Source organism: Acidobacteriota bacterium, from assembly GCA_016716435.1.
GTDB lineage: Bacteria > Acidobacteriota > Blastocatellia > Pyrinomonadales > Pyrinomonadaceae > OLB17.
Genome location: JADJWI010000003.1, coordinates 136,538 through 155,973, shown reverse-complemented (window position 1 = coordinate 155,973; position 19,436 = coordinate 136,538). Strand labels below are relative to the sequence as shown.

Genomic DNA, 19,436 nt, shown 5'->3' with positions numbered 1-19,436 from the left:
AAGCCTCAAGCTGTAAGCTCTTTTTTGGATGACCGAGCGTGACGAAAAGCTCAAAGTGACGCCGCCGCCGGAGACCTCGGCGGGCATTCATGCCGTCACGAACGCGCTTCGGCATCTTTACGGCAAAATGGGGCCGATCCGTGCGACGCACGGAATGCTGCGCCTCAATCAAAAGGGCGGCATCGACTGCCAATCCTGCGCCTGGCCCGACCCCGAGCACCGAACGATAAACGAATTTTGCGAGAATGGCGCAAAGGCACTTGCCGACGAGGCGACGAAGCAGCGGATCGGCCGCGAGTTCTTTGCCAGCCGTTCGGTCGAGGAGCTTGCTGCTCGGAGCGATTTCTGGCTCAATTCGCAGGGCCGGCTGACCGAGCCGATGGTCCTGCGTGAGGGCGGCACGCACTACGAGCCGATCGCTTGGGAAGATGCGATCTCGCTCGTCGCCGGGAAGCTCAATTCGCTCGCTTCGCCGGATGAGGCGATCTTTTACACCTCGGGCCGGACGTCGAATGAGGCTGCGTTCTTGTATCAACTTTTCGTCCGGCAATTCGGCACGAACAACCTTCCTGATTGCTCGAACATGTGCCACGAATCGACGAGCGTCGCGCTTGCCGAATCGATCGGGCTCGGCAAGGCGACGATCAGGCTCGAGGATTTCGAAAGGACCGATCTTGTCATCGTTATCGGGCAAAATCCGGGGACGAATGCCCCGCGGATGCTCTCTTCGCTTGCCGCCGCAAAAAAGGCCGGTGCGAAGATGATCGCAATCAATCCGCTGCCCGAGGTCGGGCTGACGAGCTTTGTCGATCCGAATCCGCAGCATGGCAACCCATTGTCCGTGCTCGGTTTACGCCCGTCAAAGCTTGCCGATCTGCACCTGCCCGTTCGCATCGGCGGCGATATGGCCGTGCTCAAGGGGCTGATGAAGATCATGCTCGAACGCGAGCGTGCCGAGCCCGGGAGCGTTTTCGACCGCGACTTCATTTCACAAAGAACGGCGGGCTATGCCGAGCTTGAGGCGGAGCTTGATGCGACCGAATGGGCCGCGATACTTGAAGGTTCGGGGCTGACCCGCGGCGAGATCGAAGAGGCGGCGGAGATGATCATCGCTGCCCGCTCGTTCATCACCTGCTGGGCGATGGGCGTCACGCAGCACACGGCCGCGGTCGCGACCATTCAGGACATCGTCAATCTGCATCTGCTTCGCGGGGCGATCGGGCGAGAGGGTGCGGGGCTCTGCCCTGTTCGCGGGCATTCAAATGTGCAAGGCGACCGGACGATGGGCATCTGGGAAAAGATGACACCCGTTTTCCGCGAGAACCTCGAACGCGAGTTCGCTTTCAAAACGCCGGAACGCGACGGGTTTAACACGGTCGAGAGCATCGCCGCGATGCGGGACGGGCAAGCGAAGGTCTTTTTCGCGATGGGCGGGAATTTCGTCGCGGCCTCGCCGGACACAGCGGCCGTTTCCGCGGCGGTGCAAAACTGCGACCTGACCGTTCAGGTGATCACAAAGCTCAACCGGACGGCGCTCACGCCCGGCAAGGTGTCGCTCATATTGCCCTGTCTTGGCCGGTCGGAGATCGACAGGAGCGCGGACACTCCTGTCCGCATGAGCGTCGCTTCGACGCGAACAGATGTCGGCGAGACTGGATCGATGCACTATAGCGATGGTCTCGCCGGAGGAACCGGCGATGCGGACAAGAGTGTCCGCGCTCCAAGCCGCGCTCCACGCGAGCAATTCGTCTCGACCGAAAGCACGATGCTCAATGTGCAGATGTCGAAGGGCATTTTCGAGCCGGCATCGGAGCATCTCCGCAGCGAGGCGTGGATAGTTTGCCAGCTTGCCGCGGCGACGCTCGGCGAAAGGTCGAATATCGATTGGCAGGCTTTTGCGGCAGATTACGACCGCATTCGCGACGCTATCGAGCGGGTCGTTCCGGGATTTGAGAATTACAACGAACGCATCAGAAAACCGGGCGGTTTCTATTTGCCCAATCCGCCGCGAGACGGCGTCTTTGCGACCGCCACGGGCAAGGCAATGTTCGCGGCATCGCCGCTTGAATACACAACGGTCCCGCCGGGCCGGATGCTGATGACGACCATCCGCTCACACGATCAATTTAACACGACCATCTACGGGCTTGACGATCGCTATCGCGGCATCGATGGCGGCCGGCGGGTCGTCTTTATGCACCCGGACGACATCGCCGAGCTCGGCCTCGCGGGCGGCGACCGCGTCGATGTCACAAGCTATTGGGAGGACGGCGAGCGGCACGTCCGCGGCTTTACGGCCGTACCGTACAAGATCCCCCGCGGCTGCACGGCGGCATATTTTCCCGAGGCGAATCCACTCGTTCCGCTCGGTAGCTTTGCCCGCCGGAGCTTTACGCCGACTTCGAAGTGCATTGTTGTGTCGGTAGCTGTGAGTGATGAGTGACGAGTGATGAGCGACAAGGGACAAGGGACGAGGGACGCGGGCGGAACTGGCAATTAGAAATTAAGAATTAGAAATTAGCCAGAGTGAATGGTGATTGGTGAAGAGGTTGTTATTACGGGCCGTTTGAAAAAGTTTGGTTTGCTCCGTGCTCTCTGGGGTCGCTGTGGCTAAAATAGAAGAGATGGATCTCGTCCTCGATAAGTTTCACGAAGAGTGCGGCATTTTCGGCATTTTTGGCCATCCGGAGGCTTCGACACTAACGCAGCTAGGGTTGTTTGCGGTACAGCATCGCGGACAGGAGGCGTGCGGCATCGTCTCTAGCGACGGCGAGAACCTGCATCAGTTTCGTTCGCAGGGACTGATCGCCGATGTCCTGACCGAAGATGTGCTCAATCGCCTCATCGGCTCGGCCGCGATCGGCCATACGCGATATTCGACCGCCGGACGAAATACGATAAAAGAGGTCCAGCCGTTTTCGGTCATTTGCCAGCATGGGCAGATCGCCGTCTGCCACAACGGCAACTTGCCCTTTGCCGAGGCACGCCGTGCCGAGCTTGAAAAGGCCGGTGCGATCTTTTCCTCGACCTCGGATACCGAGACCATTCTCCACGGCATCGCCCGAACTCCGGCGGCAAATGCGATAGAAGCCGCGAAGCAGGTGCTCAACGAAACCGAAGGCGCCTTTTCGCTCCTGTTCCTAACGCCCGAGGCATTGGTCGCCGTCCGCGACCCGCGTGGGTTTCGGCCGCTTGTTTTGGGCAAGCTTAAGGACGCCTGGTGCGTGGCTTCCGAGACTTGTGCCTTTGACCTGATCGATGCCGAATATATTCGCGAGGTCGAGCCCGGCGAGATGATCATCGTCGATGCCGCCGGCCTTCATTCCTCAAAGCCATTCAAGCAGAAGCCGCACTCGGCGTGTACATTTGAGCATGTCTATTTCTCGCGGCCCGATTCGATAATTTATGGCCGCTCGGTCAATGAATCACGCCACAAAATGGGCAAGCAGCTCGCCATCGAGCAGCCGGTGGAGGCCGACCTCGTTGTGCCGGTCCCCGACTCGGGCGTTGCGGCTGCTATCGGTTTCGCAAATCAATCGGGCATCAACTACCGGCAGGCCATCATCCGCAACCACTACGTCGGCCGGACATTTATCGAGCCCTCGCAGTCGATCCGGTCGTTTGGTGTCAGGCTAAAGCTGAACCCTATCCGCGACCTGATGCGCGGGCGAAGGGTCGTGCTGGTTGATGATTCGATAGTTCGCGGGACCACGTCGAAAAAGATCGTCCAGATGGTGCGCGAATCGGGTGCGATCGAGGTCCATATGCGGGTCTCGTGCCCGCCGACGATAAGCCCTTGCTACTACGGCGTCGATACACCGAGCCGAGACGAACTGATCGCGGCGAAGTTGTCGGTTGCGGAAGTTTGCGAATATATCGGTGCGGATAGCCTTGGCTACCTCTCACATGAGGGAATGCTTGAGGCGATCGGCCTGCCGGCGGAGACGTCGTGCACGGCATGCTGGACCGGCAAATACCCAACGCTGATCGCCGAACAGAAAAGCTCGCCCGCTAGCGGCGTTTCTTAGTCGGCGGCCCGTCCTTATCTCCCCAATAAAAGAAATAGACCACCAGACCATAGACCAGCAGCGAGAGCGCCGTCAGGACGACCAGAAATAACAGCAGCCAGAGCAAGGGCGTCATCGCTCGTCGCCCTCCGGGGGTTCGGCGACAGGGTCGGGTGCCCGAAGGCTTTCGAGAAGCGTCCGCCGGCCCTGATGCTCAAGCACGTGTTTGTACATCACGGTAAGAATGGCGACGATCGGTATCGCCAGAAAAACACCCGTAATGCCTGCGATCTGCTCGCCGGCGAGGACCGAAAGAATGATCAGAAGTGGATGCAGATGAATGCCTCCGCGGACGATCCGCGGGTATGAAACGTAGTCGTGGAAGACCCTTAGAATGATGAGGAAAATCGCGACCCAGATGCCGCGTTGCGGGTCCGATCCTAGAGCTCCAACAGCAGTTGAGATAATACCGATCGTCAGCGGCCCGAGTAGCGGGACGAATTCAAAAACACCCGCAAGTATTCCGAGCAGCAAAGCATAGCGCATGCCGATGATGTAAAACCCGATCGAGCAGATCGTGCCGATAAAGACCGACGAGATGAGCATCGCCCGGGTATAGGCTGCAATGGTGTTGCTGATGTCCGTAAGTACCAGGCCTGCACGCTCCCGCCAGCGGCCGGGCGGAAACATCCTGAGCGTCGAGATGCGGATCAGATCGCCATCCTTGAGCATAAAGAATGTCAGGATCGGGACGATAATGAGCCACGGAAGATATATCAGCGTTGAAAAAACGAAGCCGCCGGCGGTGGTCGTGATCTGTTCGCCGATGGCTACGAGTTGGTCATTGATCCGTGTCTGGACCTCTTCGGGCACCCGCAGCCGGTCAAAGCGGCGGTTCATGTCTTGGATCGCTTGCCGAAGGCTATTCGCATAGCTCGGAATGCTCGCCCCAAAATCCCTCGCCTGTTCGACCGCCCGCGGAGCAATGTAGCTGACGGCAAGCCCGACGACCGAAAGCACTATCGCGAAAGCGAGCACGATGGCCAGCGGCCGCGGCATAAATCGCTCGAGATGACGCGACTGGAACGGCCGGCGGATCAGCCCTACTAGTGGATCAACAAGATAAGCGAGCAGGACCGAAAGAGCGACGAAGAAGAGCAGCAGCCGGAGGGAACTGACGACGTAGCCGAGAGTGACCGCGGCGAAAAGGACTAGCAGGGTGATCGCCACCCAGCGAAATATCACCCGCGAGGAGAACGAGGCCTCATCGAGCGCAATAGCACGAACACGGACGGGCGTTGCGGTCGGCTGTTCCTGCGGTTCGGGTGTTTCGTTGTTCATCAGCCCTGGTTGTTAGCGTTAGCGTTCGGCGGCGGTTCGGGCCGCGGCCGCGAAAGGTCCTCGAAGGCGAATCGCTCCCGCAGCGTCGTCATCTGCGGTTCCGGAAGAGGAAAATTCGAGCCGAAGATCACGGCACGGCCCTCGTCCGATAATTTTACACGATTTATCTCCGGCGGCTTCTGCTCATTTAAGAAACCACGGTCGTCCGCGTCAAGCACGCCGCCGTCCTTTCGCCGGAAGACGTAAACGAAGGTAAAATCCGCGGTCCGCATCGATTCGATATCGACCTCGATCTGCGGCCGACGCGGGCGCGTCTCGTTAGCCTCGGCGGCGTTTTGCGGAGCGTTGACGTTGGCAAAGCGCGGATGCGGGCCGCACCCGGCAAGCAAAAAAGCCGCCGCCAAAGTCAGAGCGATAATGCTGCGGTTAATTTGCATTCGCAGGTTCTTCATCTTCGGGCTCCGCATTGGCATTGGCGTTCGCCTCGAACTTTCGCTCCTCTTCATCCAGCAGCCGCTTCTCCTCTTCGGTTTCGGGCTCGTTCTCAAGCTCGGTCGGCACACCTTTTTCCTCGCGGATGCGGATGATCCTCGCCTCGTCGTCCTCGTAAATTATCTCGCCCCAGCCGCTATCGAGGAGCTGTGCGATCATCGCCTCATTCTCGCGGGAATCGACAAAAACGTGCCGGGCGCCAAACCGCTCGCGGATCATCGGCCCGGCGTCCTCGATCTTGCCGGCGGTTATCTCAAGCAGGAGCATATAGAGCTCGGGGTTTTTCGAATAGAGATAATTTGGGTCGAGGCCGTAAACGTACGCGTGCTTCGTATTGAGGAAAAAGAGCTTCGGAAAATCGTCCCAGTTGGCGTTGAAGATGCGCTCGCCGGCCGGGATGTTCTCCTTGCCTTCGCTATCAACACCGGTCGCCCAGGTCATCGCCCGGCGATATTTTTCATCGCTCTCATTGTTCTTGATGGTGGTCATCAGCCCGCCGTGCTCGATGCCGATGGCCTGCAGGCCGATCATATTTATCATGAAATAAATGATGAGGACCACGCCGAGCGTCCAGACAAAGCCTTTCCGGACGCCCTCCCATATGATCTCGGACCGCGTCTTGACGGCGTCAAGATAGGGCTCGATGTCGCGGCGAAATTCGTTCGGGAGTTCGACGACCTGTTTGAAATTGAACGACTGCCAACTGAACGCTGCAAAGAGAATGGCGAATGGCGGAAAATACTCGGCAAAACGCTTTGAGCGAAACTGCGCCGCAAGCAGGATGGTGACGAAAACGAGAAAGAAAGTCGCCTTTTCCGGGAGCTTGCCGTTCCGCGGCATAAAGAGAATATAGCCGACAAGCATCGCCGCGAGAGCGACTGGAAAATGCGTGATCAACTCCATTCCCGTATAGGGATACCACTCGCCGCCGACCGCGACGGCAAAGTCGCTGCCGACCTTGAATTTCGTTACGAAATGCTCATAGAAGAGCGTCAGATTGTTTGGAAAGTATGGGTTGATGATATTGCCGAGGATCATCCCGCCGCCGGTATATGCAAGCGGCCGCCACTCGAACCTGCGTTCGTTAAAGGCAAGGATCGCGACCCAGATCATCGCCGCGATGAAGAGCAGCGGAAAGAGGCTGTACGTCCAGACAAAGGCGAACATCAGCGGCAGAAGCCAGACGTATTTCCGTTCAAAAAGAAGATAAATGCCTGCGATGGTCAAAACGATCGTCAGCGGCGGAGCCTTCGCCATGTTCATCCGGTAAAAGAACATATTGGCGCAGGTCATGATGGCCCCGAACCAGATCAGCGGGTAATCGACCTTGTAGCGATGGAGCAGCCAATAGACCGAAACGATGGCGGCGGTCGCAAACACGACGGCCCCGACCTTCGCGGCCATTACGGGCTCAAGGAACCAGAGAAACGGTATCTGCAAAAGGTGGAAAAGAAAGTGGTGGTCGTTGTATTGCTCGGGCCCGAGGACCGTCAGCGGCAGCCAATCAAAGCTTGGGAGCCACTTGCCGGCCGAGAGGCTTTCCCAGAGAAGCTGGCTCCAGCGGATGTGGTAATACCCGTCCCAATCGCCGCAGCAGATGGCATCGGTCCTGAACTGCAGAAAGCTCATCACCATCGCCGAGGCAGCGAGGGCAAAGACGAGATAGACCATTCGGGTGGCGTCCTCGCTTTCGAGGTACTCGCGCCAGCCCGTGCGCCCCTTTTCGGGCAAAACTCCCTCGGCCGCCTCGGCGGCAAAGGTATCGTTTGGGTTCTGTTCTTCCATTTGCAATAGAAAGCCGTGCAGCAAGCCTCTGGCCCGCAAAACATTAAACAGAAAAGTTATCACGAAAGGACGGGCGAATTCTATCGGGTCTGTTCGTATTTGCACCTTTGGCGTCGGCGGGAGTGTTTGCTTATCGCGGGGCCACTATCTAGAATCGAAGTTTCGGTATGTATCCAAAGGGGAACCTGCTAATTCCGGCTCCGCACGGGCAGCTTGAGGCTATTCTGAAAGAGCCTGCGGGTGAACGGCGTGGCGTCGGCGTGGTCTGCCACCCGCATCCGCTCGGCGGCGGGACGATGCATAATAAGGTCGTCTTTCGGGCAGCGGCGGGGCTTGTAGATGCGGGGCTCGCGACGCTGCGGTTCAATTTTCGCGGCGTCGGAGCATCGACCGGCGTTCATTCGGAGATCCCCGGCGGAATGGAGGACGTCCGCACGGCGCTCGACCATATGGCCGCCGAGTATCCGGGCGAGGATATGACGCTCGCCGGTTTCTCGTTCGGTTCGCGGACGGGGATGGAGGTCGGCAAGGACGACCCGCGTGTCCGGAGGCTGATCAGCATCGGGACGCCGGTCGATAAATACGGCGATTACCAGTTCCTCCTCGAGGTCCGCAAGCCGATACTTTTCGTCCACGGCGACCAGGATGAATTTGGCGATCTTGAAAATCTGAAACGGCTCGTGGACGAAGTGGCAAAGGTGACCGATGCGGAACTTGTCTGGTTCAAAGATTGCGGACACTTCTTCGACGAACACCTCGACGAACTCCGCAAAGCCATCCGCGACTGGACGGTGGAGAAGATAGCGAAATGAATTCTTCGCTCAGTGAAAATGAGCTTTCGTATCAGGTGATCGGAGCCGCGATGGATGTGCACCGGTCGCTCGGGCCCGGGCTTCTTGAAAGCACCTATCACGCGTGTTTGCTCTACAAGCTACGGAAGAACGGACTCTTCGTTGAAAATCAGAAACCAATGCCCCTGATATACGAAGAGGTCAATTTAGAGATCGGCTATCGCATCGATATGGTGGTCGAGAAGAAACTGGTCGTTGAAGTGAAGGCCGTTGAAGCCCTGCACCCGATATTCGTGGCACAGACGCTCACGTACATGCGGTTGGGTGATTACAAGCTCGGGCTACTGATAAACTTCAATGTCGAATTGTTGAAAAATGGCATCAAGCGATTGATCCTTTGATGATCAGCCGGGAGCTCGAAAGGTGAAGGGAGTTTAAACACAAAGGTCGCAAAGTTTGTGCACAAAGTTCGCAAAGGGTTGATCGAAGCTTTGTGCCCTTTGTGCAAGTCCTTTGAGTACTTGGTGTTTAAGCTGCCTTGATGATCAGACAGGTATTGAATTGTGAAGGGTGCTTAAACACAAAGGTCGCGGAGCTTGTGCACAAAGGCCACAAAGGGTTGATCGAATTGCTTTTATCGTAAGACGATTTAGCATCTTACGATTACGCGATTACTTGGCTTTGTCCAGATAGTTATGAGTAATGAACAAGAGACTGAACCCGCGGGCTTGATCCGCGATGCGGCGATACGGCTGACGATGATGCCGCGGGATACTAATGCCCACGGGACCGTTTTTGGCGGTGTGATCCTGAGCTATATTGACGTCGCCGGAGCGGTCGAGGCCGGCCGGCACACGAAGCACGACCGCTTTGTCACGGTCGCGATGAAGGAGATCATCTTCCACGAACCGGTCTTTATGGGCGACCTTGTCAGCTTTTACGCCGAGACGATAAAGGTCGGCACGACCTCGATCACCATTCATGTGGTCGTCGAGGCCGAGCGTTACGGAAGCAAGGGCCAGAAAGTGAAGGTGACGGACGCCGAAGTGGTTTACGTCGCGATAAATCAAAATCGGGAAAAAGTGAAGATCGGAGACAAAAAATAAAATCAAAGAAAATTGGGGGAATATATTAAATATGCCAAGAATTACGGCTGAAACAGCAAATGGACAGCTCGCATTCGAGTGTGACGAGAGCAAAAAGCTAGTGCTTTGCCTTGAGGATAACGAGGTGGATATTCTTCACCGCTGCGGTGGCAATGCCCGCTGCACGACATGCCGGGTCGAGGTGCTCTCGGGCGATCCGGGCCCGATCGGCGAACCGGAAAAGGCGATTCTAGCCACCAAGACCGACCTCGGCGAGCACACGCGGCTTTCATGCCAAGTGCGGCTGATGGATGATCTCCACGTCCGCGTCATCCGCCAGGCAAGCGTCGAAGGAATTGATGCCGGCCCGCGTCCGGTGGATTGAATTTGATATAGTTGAGGAAAATTATGTTTGAGAAACTAAGACTTACACCAACAAATATCGGAACCGCCGAAGCACATTGCGATGCTCCGTGCGGAGTATATGACCCTGCATCCGCCCGAATTGCGGCCGAGGCAGTTCTCTCGATGACGAAGAAGATCCTTGATCTCCAGGTGCCGGATGGCGGCGATGCAAAGGCGACCGCAAACTATCACAATACGCTGACCCGCTACATCGTGGTCAAGGAAGAGCAGGCACAGGTCGCCAAGGATGAGTTGCTCATTCTCTGGACCGATTACTTTAAACCGGTCCACCTGGAAAAGTACCCGAACCTCCACGACACGTTTTGGAAGGCCGCGAAGCTTTGCTCCGCCTGCAAGGTCGAGGTCAGCCTTGAGCACGCAATGAGCTGATGGACGCGATCAAAGAGATCCACGAGATCTTTTGGGCGTCCAAAGATCGACAGGTCGAGTGGTACACGACCTAAAGATCGCTCCATTGATCAGATCGGCCGGAACGGTTCATCGCCGTCCGGCCTTTTCCGGCTTTGCTATGGACGAGATCAGGGATGCACGTTTGCTTGATCGACTGCTGCTCTTTCTCGGCAAGAGGGAGGCGGTCCGTGTTGAGGGCTCATCAATGGAGCCCTTTATTTCGGAGGGCGATGTCTTGATATATGAGCGGGCCCGGGAGTTGAAGCTCGGCGATGTTGTTGTCGCTCGCCACCCTTATAAGAGCGGCACCCGGATGATCAAGCGGATCGGCAGTATTACTGCGGACGGGCGATTTGAACTGATCGGTGACAGCCCCGAGGAAAGTACCGACAGCCGGACCTTCGGAACCGTCTCGCCCTCAAGCATCGTCGGCCGTGTGGCGTGCCGGATCGTGCAATAGAACAAAGCGTTCGATGGTCATCTTGAGTGAAGCCTCTCACGACTTTCGATGTAGATTTGGTATTCTTTAGCTTTATGATCGAAGAAAAAGTGCTGGTTCAGAAGTTTTTGAACCGGAAAGGTAGAGAGAGGCTGAAGAAGCCGGATTGGCTCAAGATAAAGCTTGGCGACCCGACGAATCAGAATAAGGTCCTTAACTTGATCGACGGGCTGAATCTGCATACCGTTTGCCAAGAGGCGAAGTGCCCGAACATCTTTGAGTGCTGGACGGACAAGACCGCCACATTCATGCTCGGCGGCGATACCTGCACGCGGCACTGCGGCTTCTGTGCCGTCAATAAGGGCAAGCCGATGGACCTTGACCCGATGGAACCGACGCACGTTGCCGAGGCCGTGAAGCATCTTGAGCTCAAGCATGCCGTGATCACTTCGGTCAATCGCGACGACCTGCCCGATGGCGGCTCGATGCATTGGGCCGGAGACGATCCTCAAGGTCCGCGAACTTAACCCCGGCTGCAAGGTCGAGGTGCTGATACCCGATTTCAACGGCGATGAGGACGCGCTCAATAATGTCCTCAAAGCCCGCCCAGACGTTCTCAATCACAACACGGAAACCATCGCCCGGCTTTACCGCCGCGTAAGGCCGGATGCGAAATATGACCAAACGCTTGAGCTGCTCGAGCGTTCGGCCCGCTGGCGCGACACGCAGCAGCCCGCGATGAAAACCAAGAGCGGCATTATGGCCGGGCTTGGCGAGACCTTCGAGGAGGTCGTCGAACTGATGCGCGACCTCCGCAGCGTTTCGTGCGACATAATGACCATCGGCCAGTACCTGCAGCCCTACGAAAAGCGGCTGCCGGTCGAGCGGTACGTAACGCCCGAAGAATTTGCCGAATGGAAACGGATCGGGCTCGAAATGGGCTTCAAACACGTCGAATCATCACCGCTGACGCGAAGCTCATACCACGCCCGCGAGCAGGCGGAGTAGCTTTACTCATGTTGCGAAATTAGCATTCGATTTAGCAACGTGTGTTAAACTAGAGAGATGAAACTCGTCCGTGATATTCAAAGCCTGAGCGTCTTCAAGCGCGATACGGCAAAATTCAGGCGGCAGCTAAAGAAGACCAAACAGCCGATCGTGCTTACCGTCAATGGAAAGGCCGACATGGTGGTGATCGACGCCGAGTCGTACGACGAGTATCTGCGCGAAAAAGAAAGTCTTGATCTCATCGCGAGCGTCAACCGCGGTATCGAAGACATGCACGCGGGCCGGACAAAACCGGCGGAGCAGGTGTTTCAGGACTTCGAGAAAAAGTATAGAACGCTGCTCGGGAAATGAAGCGATTCGAGGTCGAGTTTACCGATCAGGCCATTGCAGATCTTGACGCATCATTTGAATGGGGTTGCGAGGTTTGGGGCCCGGAGCAGGCAGCGAAATGGTATTTTGAGATGCGCGATATGCTCATTGAGCAGCTCAGCCGAGCTCCTCTTGGGTATCCGCTGACGCCGCAACAGCAGCTCTACAACGCGGAAACCAGAGTGCTGGCCGTCGGTCGTTACAACGTACTTTTTCATCTTGACGGAAACGTGGTTACCATTCTCCACATTCGCGGCCCCTTCACGGAACGCTAGCAGTGTAACCAGATTCTTGTAACCATCGGAAACTATTTAAGAATAGTAATCGAAACAAATAATGAGGTTTTAATTATGAATAAACGAGTGTTTTTGCGTCCATTTTCGTTGAGCTTTGCCATTTTTGCTTTGCTTATGAACGGGCTGGCCGTTGCGGTTCCCGCTCAAACCGCGGCGAAGCTTCCCGAGGGCATCGTAAAAGGTGCGACTGTCGAGGGAATCACCGAGTATCGGATGGATAACGGCCTTCGCATACTGCTTTTCCCTGATCAAACTAAGCAGACGGTCACTGTCAACGTCACCTACATGGTCGGCTCGCGGCATGAGAATTACGGCGAGACCGGAATGGCTCACCTGCTTGAGCATCTCGTTTTCAAGGGCACGCCGCGTCACCCAAATATCCCGAAGGAGCTCACCGAACGCGGCGCCGCTCCGAACGGTACGACATGGTACGACCGCACGAACTACTTTGAGACCATCGCGGCCACCGACGATAACCTCGAATGGGCACTCGACCTCGAAGCTGACCGAATGGTCAATTCTTTCATCGCGAAGAAGGACCTTGAGAGTGAATTTTCGGTTGTCCGCAATGAATTCGAGTCCGGCGAGAACAGCCCGTTCCGTGTAACGCTCCAGCGGATGATGGCGTCGGCCTTTGAGTGGCACAACTACGGCAAGACGACGATCGGCGCACGTTCCGATATCGAGAATGTCCCGATCGAGCGGCTGCAGGCCTTTTATCGCAAGTATTACCAGCCGGACAATGCCGTTCTGCTCGTCGCGGGAAAATTTGACGTTGATAAAACACTCGGCCTTATCAAAAAGACCTTTGGCGCGATCCCGAAGCCGGAGCGCCAGCTTCAGCCGATCTATACGGTCGAGCCCGTTCAGGATGGCGAGCGGATGGTAACGGTTCGCCGCACAGGCGACATCCAGCTTGTTGGCGCCGGTTATCGCATCCCGGCGGGGTCACATCCGGACGCTGCGCCGCTCAGCATACTTGCGGACGTTGTGGCCGGTAGCCCATCGAGCAAGCTCTACAAGTTGCTTGTCGAAACCAAGAAGGCAACCGGCGTTAGCGGCAACGTTTTCGAGTTTCACGACCCCGGCTACAAGTTTTACACCGCCACCCTTGCTAAGGACGGCAATGTTGACGAGGTCCGCGACATAATGGTCTCTACGCTCGAAACTTTCGGCAAGGAACCGCCGACCAAGGAAGAGGTCGAGCGTTCAAAGACCGCGATGCTAAAGGACTTTGAGCAGACGCTCAACGACCCGAACCGCGTCGGGCTCGGGCTTAGCGAATACATCGCAATGGGCGACTGGCGGCTGTTTTTCATCAACCGCGACCGCATCAAGAATGTAACGCCCGAGGACGTCCAACGCGTCGCCCGGCAGTATCTGAAGCAATCGAACCGGACGATCGCAAAGTTCATCCCGACCGAAGCCCCGGACCGTGCCGAGATCCCGATGGTCTCGCAGGAAGAGCTTGCAAAGCTTGTAAATGATTACAAGGGCGGCGAAGCGATCGCGGCCGGCGAAGCATTTGACCCGACGCCTGCGAATATCGAATCGCGCACCGCCCGTTCCCAGATCGGCGGCATCAAGACGGCGTTCCTCGTTAAGGACAACCGCGGCGATACGGTCTTTGCCAACATGCGGATCCGCTTTGGCGATGAGAAGAGCCTGATGAACCGCTCGTCTGTCGGCAACATGGTCGGCAGCCTTCTGACCCGCGGCACCGCAAAGCGAACCCGGCAGCAGATCCAGGACGAGTTCGACCGACTGAAGGCGACCGTTCGCGTTTCTGGCGGGGCAACGAGCGCTAACGTCAGCATCGAGACGACGCGGGAGAATCTGCCTGAAGTGATGAACCTTGTCGCCGAGGTCCTCAAAGATCCGAGCTTCCCTGAGAACGAGTTCGAAACGCTCAAGCTGCAGAACATCACCAACCTCGAATCCGGCCGAAGCGATCCGACACAGGTCGCGCTTCGTGCATTGCAGCGGCATTTCAATCGCTACCCGAAAGGCGACGTTCGCTATTCGGGAACGCTCGATGAAGACATCGATGCACTTAAGGCGATCACGCTCGCCGACGTAAAGGCTTTCCACAAGGATTTTTACGGAGCGTCGCAGGGTGAGCTCGCCGTTGTCGGCGATTTCGATCCGCAGGCGGTCAGCTCGCTTGTTGAACGTCACTTCGGCAACTGGAAGAGCTCGAAGCCCTATGCACGGATCCTCACCGGATATGCCGACATCGCGGCGGCAAATGAGAACTTCGAAACGCCCGATAAGGCGAACGCGTTCTTCGTTGCCGGCCTCAACATTCAGATGAACAATAGCCACCCGGATTATCCGGCGATGCAGATCGCGAGTTCGATAATCGGCGGCGGATTTCTCAACTCCCGGCTCGCGACCCGCATCCGGCAACAGGACGGCCTGAGCTACGGCGTCGGCGCCGGGCTTCAGGTACCTTCGGTCGGCGATAATGCGGTCTTTTTCGGCCAGGCCATCTATGCTCCCGAGAACCGCGATAAGCTCGAGGCGGCCTTCATGGAAGAGATGGTCAAGGTGGTCAACGAAGGCTTTACCGCCGAAGAGCTTGCGAGTGCAAAGCAGGGTTACCTGCTTGCACAGCAGCGTCAGCGTGCGGCAGATGGCTCGATCGCTTCGGGTCTTGCCAGCTATCTCGACATCGGCCGGACATATCAATGGAACGCCGATCTTGAAGCGAAGATCGAGGCATTGACACTTGAGCAGGTCAATGCCGCCGTTAAGCGGCACATCACGCCGAGCAAGATCTCGCTCTTCAAGGCGGGCGATTTTGCCAAGGCAAAGGCGGCCGGGCAATAGCCCTCGGCCGAGATAAAAGAACGGCGAACGCGGTCCACACCGGGCCGCGTTTTCCGCTTTAAGAGGGTGTGAACTAGAATTATCTGGCAGAGTTCTGGAATGACGTTTTGCATCTGAGAAATTCGCCGAGTGGAAAAGCTCTGCTTTTCCATCTAGGTGCACCATTGTTGCGGCTGTGCCGCTCGTTTGAATGGCGGCATAGCCGCGGATGGTGGCAAGCATCCCGGCGAAGCAGAGCTTCGCCGCTCGGCGAAAGAACGAGATTCAATGTATGACATTAAGAAGCATACAGACCGACGAACCGACGATATGAAATACGGCCTAATCGCGGGCAATGGGCAGTTTCCGTTTTTGGTCGTCGAGGGAGCTCGGCGGGCCGGGGCTTCGCTTTCCGTTGTCGCCATCAAAGAAGAGACCGATCCACGGATCGACGAGGTCGCCGATAAAGTGACGTGGGTCGGCATCGGCCAACTGGGCAGGATGATCGACTTTTTCAAACGCGAAGGCGTCGGCCGGGCGATAATGGCCGGACAGGTCAAGCACGTGCAGATCTTCTCGGGCTCGCTGCCGGACGTTAGAATGCTCAAGATGCTCTGGAACTTGCCGAAGCGAAATACCGATGCGCTCATCGGCGGCATCGCGGACGAAATGGCAAAGGAAGGCATCGAGCTGATCGACTCGACACATTTCATCAAGGACCAACTCGCTCCGAGCGGCCCGCTCACCAAACGCACCCCGAACGAGACCGAGCGGGAGAATATCGAATACGGCCTCCACATCGCGTCTGAGATCGCGAGGCTCGACCTCGGGCAGACGATCGTCGTCCGGGCGAAGGCCTGCGTCGCGATCGAAGCGATGGAGGGAACTGACGCGACCATTCTGCGGGCGGGCGAGCTCGCAAACAGCAAGCTAACGGTCATCAAGGTCGCCAAGCCCGATCAGGATATGCGGTTCGACGTCCCGGTCGTCGGCGTCCCCACCGTTGAAACGATGATCGCCGCTGGTGTGACCTGCCTTTCCGTCACCGCCGGCAAGACGCTCATTTTCGACCGCGAAGAAATGATAAAGCTCGCCGATAAACACAAGATCGCGATTATCGGCAGCTGAACCGAAACTTGCCAGGCCCGCTTTTCGTATCTACAACATCAGCTAACCTTTTGTTCATTGGAGAGATAATGAGAAAAAACCTATTTGCCCTTTTGATGTTCATCAGCCTTCTGGCGCCGAGCATTGCCTTGGCCCAGGCTCCGGTCCGGGTAACTCCGGCCGAACGTCGCATCGCCGAGACCATCACCGCCGATAAGCTCAGCAACTGGCTGCACTTTGTCGCGTCCGATGCGATGGCCGGCCGCGATACGCCCTCGCAGGGCCTCGACGTAACGGCCGAGTTCCTGAAGATGAACCTCTCGCGTTGGGGCTTTAAGCCCGCCGGCGATAACGGCACCTTCTTCCAGAAGATGACACTCAAGACCGAGTCCATCGACGCCGAAGCGACACGGCTCAAGATCGGCGAACGATCGTTCAAGCTCAATGACGACTTCTTCCGCTTCGGCGGGAATAGTTCCATCTCGGGCGAAATGGTCTTTGCGGGCCACGGTTGGGTGGTCAAGTCGAAAGGCGTGGATGCTTACGCGGGCGTCGATGTTCGTGACAAGATCGTCGTGCTTTACGAACCGGGATTTCCGGCCCAGAACACGTTGACGCGAATGCCCGCCGGTGTCACGGCTGCAGACCTGACCGGAACAAAAGGCACGGACTGGGCCGACCCGGTCACACATGCCAACGCGAATGGGGCGAAAGGCATCATCATGATAGGCTCGCCGCAGGTCGATGCTGCTTGGGGACAGGTTCGGAACTTCCTTTCCCGCGGAAGTTCATATATCGAAGGTTTAAGAGACGCGCCGGCCGCGGCCCAAGCGATGCCTGTCCTGCTCGTCTCGGGTGCGACCGGTGCCGAGGTGCTCGCGGGCCAGTCCGGAACGCGCGATTCAAAGACCGCTTTTGCAATAAGCAAGACCGCCGAGATCTCGGTTGCCGCTAAGCAGGAAACCCGAATGACGCAGAACGTTGTCGCCCTCTGGGAAGGCGGCGATCCTGTGCTAAAGAATGAGATGGTTGCCGTCGGAGCCCACTACGACCACGTCGGGACCAACCCGAACGCGCCGGGCGAGGATAAGATCTGGAACGGGGCCGATGATGACGGCTCGGGCACGGTCGCACTTCTCGCGATGGCCGAGGCGTTAGCCGTTTCAAAGGTGCGGCCTAAGCGTTCGGTGCTTTTTGTCTGGCACGCGGGTGAAGAGAAGGGGCTCTGGGGAGCCGAATATTTCAACAAGTTCCCGACCGTCGATATCAAGCAGGTCATCGCCCAGCTCAATATCGACATGATCGGCCGAAGCAAGAAGGCCGACGATACGAACCCGCGAAACAAGGACCTTTCGGGCCCGAATGAGGTTTATGTCATCGGCTCTGAGATGATGAGCTCGACGCTTGGATCCATAACCAAGGGCACGAACGATGCGTTTCTGAAGCTTGACTACAACTACAAGTATGACGATCCAAAGGACACGAACCGCTTCTTTTTCCGCTCAGACCACTTCCACTACGCGGTCAATGGGATCCCGATCGCTTTTTGGTTCACCGGTGTTCACGAAGACTATCACCAGCCCGGCGACCACCCGGACAAGATCGATTACGCTAAGTATGAAAAGATAACGCGAACGATCTTTTTGACGATGTGGGAATTGACCGACATGCGAGAACGGCCAAAGGTTGATAAAGAACTGCCGCCGGAACTCCGTAGCCGATAAATAAAAAGGGGAAGGCCGGAAGCCTTCCCCTTTTTGTCTGTTTAGCGGCATCTACTTAGCCGCCGTAGTAAGCACAACCTCGACACGCGAGACGAAGCGTCCTATCAGTTCATCGCGAAGCTGGCCGAAGGTCTTGACCGCGGCCGGGTTCTTGTTTTCCGCGTTCGGGAATATACCGCTTTCTTCGGCGGTAAGCTCCATTTCTCCGGCACGCTCGGCCGTAATGGCCTCATCGGTGTCCATATAGAACACGCCGGAATATCGCTCGGCGATCTTTCGTGCATCGGCGTCATCGATGATGCGGACGATCTTTTCCATCATCAGCGAAGCCTGATAAGGCTCAATGTTGCCGCGAAGCGAATCGGCCATCTTGGCGACCAGCCGCGAATCGCCCCACCGCGAAACGAGTTCCATCAGCATCCGGTCGCCTTCGCTCATTTCCGGATATTTGGCATCGCCCTCGGCCGGCTTTGGTTCGACCTCAAGGGCCAAGGCGAGAAGCTCTTCTTTCTGTGCTGCGGTCAACCGGGTCGCGAGCCTCGCACTGCCATATTCTCTCGAGTCTTCAGCGAGTTCCTTCAGCTCCTCGGCTTCCCATTCTTCAAGCCCTTCCGGCTTTGCCTTTTGTTCCTTAAGGTAGTTAAGCCGCTCCTGGCGATACTCACCGTATTCGACCGAGGTCAGAAGCTCGGCGACGCCTTCCCATCTCGTAAGCGGATCGCGTGCGACCGACATAAGCCAGCCGATAACGGCGTCGTCCGTCGGTGTGCCATTGGTGTGGAGGCTATTGAGGCTGCCGACCATCTTTTCATAGGCGGACATCTCTTCGGCCTCAAGCTTCTTTTCCGCATCGCGGTAATGCGATAGCACCAGCTTAGTATTGTCTTCCTCGCTCGGTTTGACGAAGAGCATCACGGTATCGCCGACCTTGGTGCCGACCACGTGCTCATCCGGCCCTTCCTCTACCGGCTCCGCCTCTTGCCCGGTGTAGCGATATTCCTGGTCGTCAATGGCGATGAACTTGCGGGTCTCGCCCTTCAGCGTCGTTGAGATGGAAAACTGCCGCTGGATGCCCATAACACGATAGCTTTCGCCCTCTTCGATGATACCGGTCTCGATCTGCCGATCGAGCTTTGCGATATGTATCTCGGCGCTTTCGCGGTAAAGGGCGAGCAGCGTCTTCGGCGGCTCTTCGCCGCAGCGGCGGGCCTCTACGCTCAAGGGAGCTGTCAGGATGGAAACTACCGCCACGGCGGCGGATGCGGCTAATGCTAAGCGTGATCTAAGCATGATCTTTCGTACCTCGGCTATCAATTGGTTCTTCGCTATCTTGCGCTTCTCAGAATCCTAATCTTCGGAAAAAGT

General features: G+C 57.0%; 16 protein-coding genes and 2 pseudogenes. 14 read left to right on the top strand and 4 right to left on the bottom strand.

All coding sequences use genetic code 11. The features are described 5' to 3' along the window. The first annotated feature begins 28 nt into the window (after positions 1-28). Positions 29-2,443 (top strand): FdhF/YdeP family oxidoreductase, encoded by a 2,415-nt coding sequence (locus IPM21_03865; protein MBK9163036.1) that lies wholly within the window; start codon positions 29-31, stop codon positions 2,441-2,443. A gap of 181 nt (positions 2,444-2,624) precedes the next feature. Then, on the top strand, positions 2,625-4,028 hold the full coding sequence (locus IPM21_03860; GenBank protein MBK9163035.1) for an amidophosphoribosyltransferase: 1,404 nt from the start codon (positions 2,625-2,627) through the stop codon (positions 4,026-4,028). Between the two features lie 111 nt (positions 4,029-4,139). On the opposite strand, the gene IPM21_03855 is transcribed toward IPM21_03860, so the two are convergent. The 3 genes from IPM21_03855 to IPM21_03845 are packed head-to-tail and all read right to left on the bottom strand — an operon-like array spanning position 4,140 to position 7,625. After that, positions 4,140-5,348, bottom strand: a complete 1,209-nt coding sequence (locus IPM21_03855) for an AI-2E family transporter (protein MBK9163034.1) — start codon at positions 5,346-5,348, stop codon at positions 4,140-4,142. Further along, positions 5,348-5,800, bottom strand: coding sequence for a hypothetical protein (locus tag IPM21_03850; protein MBK9163033.1), 453 nt, complete (start codon positions 5,798-5,800; stop codon positions 5,348-5,350). The genes IPM21_03855 and IPM21_03850 overlap by 1 nt, the downstream gene beginning before the upstream one ends. Further along, on the bottom strand, positions 5,775-7,625 hold the full coding sequence (locus tag IPM21_03845) for a hypothetical protein (protein MBK9163032.1): 1,851 nt from the start codon (positions 7,623-7,625) through the stop codon (positions 5,775-5,777). Before IPM21_03845 ends, IPM21_03850 begins: the two co-directional genes overlap by 26 nt. A gap of 167 nt (positions 7,626-7,792) precedes the next feature. On the opposite strand from IPM21_03845, the gene IPM21_03840 reads away from it, so the two are divergent. The 12 genes and pseudogenes from IPM21_03840 (at position 7,793) to IPM21_03785 (ending at position 18,071) form a co-directional block, all read left to right on the top strand. Beyond that, entirely contained in the window at positions 7,793-8,437 is a 645-nt protein-coding gene (locus tag IPM21_03840) for an alpha/beta hydrolase (GenBank protein MBK9163031.1), read from the top strand. Beyond that, positions 8,434-8,817, top strand: a complete 384-nt coding sequence (locus IPM21_03835) for a GxxExxY protein (protein MBK9163030.1) — start codon at positions 8,434-8,436, stop codon at positions 8,815-8,817. Before IPM21_03840 ends, IPM21_03835 begins: the two co-directional genes overlap by 4 nt. Before the next feature lie 360 nt (positions 8,818-9,177). Next, on the top strand, positions 9,178-9,522 hold the full coding sequence (locus tag IPM21_03830; protein MBK9163029.1) for an acyl-CoA thioesterase: 345 nt from the start codon (positions 9,178-9,180) through the stop codon (positions 9,520-9,522). A 31-nt stretch (positions 9,523-9,553) separates the two neighbouring features. Continuing rightward, entirely contained in the window at positions 9,554-9,886 is a 333-nt protein-coding gene (locus IPM21_03825; GenBank protein MBK9163028.1) for a (2Fe-2S)-binding protein, read from the top strand. 23 nt (positions 9,887-9,909) lie between these two features. Beyond that, positions 9,910-10,370: pseudogene (sodN, locus tag IPM21_03820) on the top strand (superoxide dismutase, Ni). Between the two features lie 65 nt (positions 10,371-10,435). Further along, positions 10,436-10,777: a nickel-type superoxide dismutase maturation protease gene (gene sodX, locus IPM21_03815; GenBank protein MBK9163027.1), complete on the top strand. Its 342-nt coding sequence runs from the start codon at positions 10,436-10,438 to the stop codon at positions 10,775-10,777. A gap of 74 nt (positions 10,778-10,851) precedes the next feature. Beyond that, positions 10,852-11,764, top strand: a pseudogene (gene lipA / locus IPM21_03810) (lipoyl synthase). A gap of 57 nt (positions 11,765-11,821) precedes the next feature. Further along, positions 11,822-12,115, top strand: coding sequence for a type II toxin-antitoxin system Phd/YefM family antitoxin (locus IPM21_03805; GenBank protein ID MBK9163026.1), 294 nt, complete (start codon positions 11,822-11,824; stop codon positions 12,113-12,115). Next, positions 12,112-12,408: a type II toxin-antitoxin system RelE/ParE family toxin gene (locus IPM21_03800; GenBank protein ID MBK9163025.1), complete on the top strand. Its 297-nt coding sequence runs from the start codon at positions 12,112-12,114 to the stop codon at positions 12,406-12,408. The genes IPM21_03805 and IPM21_03800 overlap by 4 nt, the downstream gene beginning before the upstream one ends. A 75-nt stretch (positions 12,409-12,483) precedes the next feature. Continuing rightward, positions 12,484-15,261: an insulinase family protein gene (locus tag IPM21_03795; GenBank protein MBK9163024.1), complete on the top strand. Its 2,778-nt coding sequence runs from the start codon at positions 12,484-12,486 to the stop codon at positions 15,259-15,261. Between the two features lie 309 nt (positions 15,262-15,570). After that, complete coding sequence (lpxI, locus tag IPM21_03790) at positions 15,571-16,368, top strand: UDP-2,3-diacylglucosamine diphosphatase LpxI (GenBank protein ID MBK9163023.1); 798 nt, start codon at positions 15,571-15,573, stop codon at positions 16,366-16,368. A gap of 68 nt (positions 16,369-16,436) precedes the next feature. Further along, on the top strand, positions 16,437-18,071 hold the full coding sequence (locus IPM21_03785; GenBank protein ID MBK9163022.1) for a M20/M25/M40 family metallo-hydrolase: 1,635 nt from the start codon (positions 16,437-16,439) through the stop codon (positions 18,069-18,071). A 51-nt stretch (positions 18,072-18,122) separates the two neighbouring features. On the opposite strand, the gene IPM21_03780 is transcribed toward IPM21_03785, so the two are convergent. Next, positions 18,123-19,361 carry a hypothetical protein gene (locus tag IPM21_03780; GenBank protein MBK9163021.1) on the bottom strand — a complete coding sequence of 413 codons (1,239 nt, stop codon included), beginning with the start codon at positions 19,359-19,361 and terminating at the stop codon, positions 18,123-18,125. Positions 19,362-19,436: the final 75 nt, after the last annotated feature.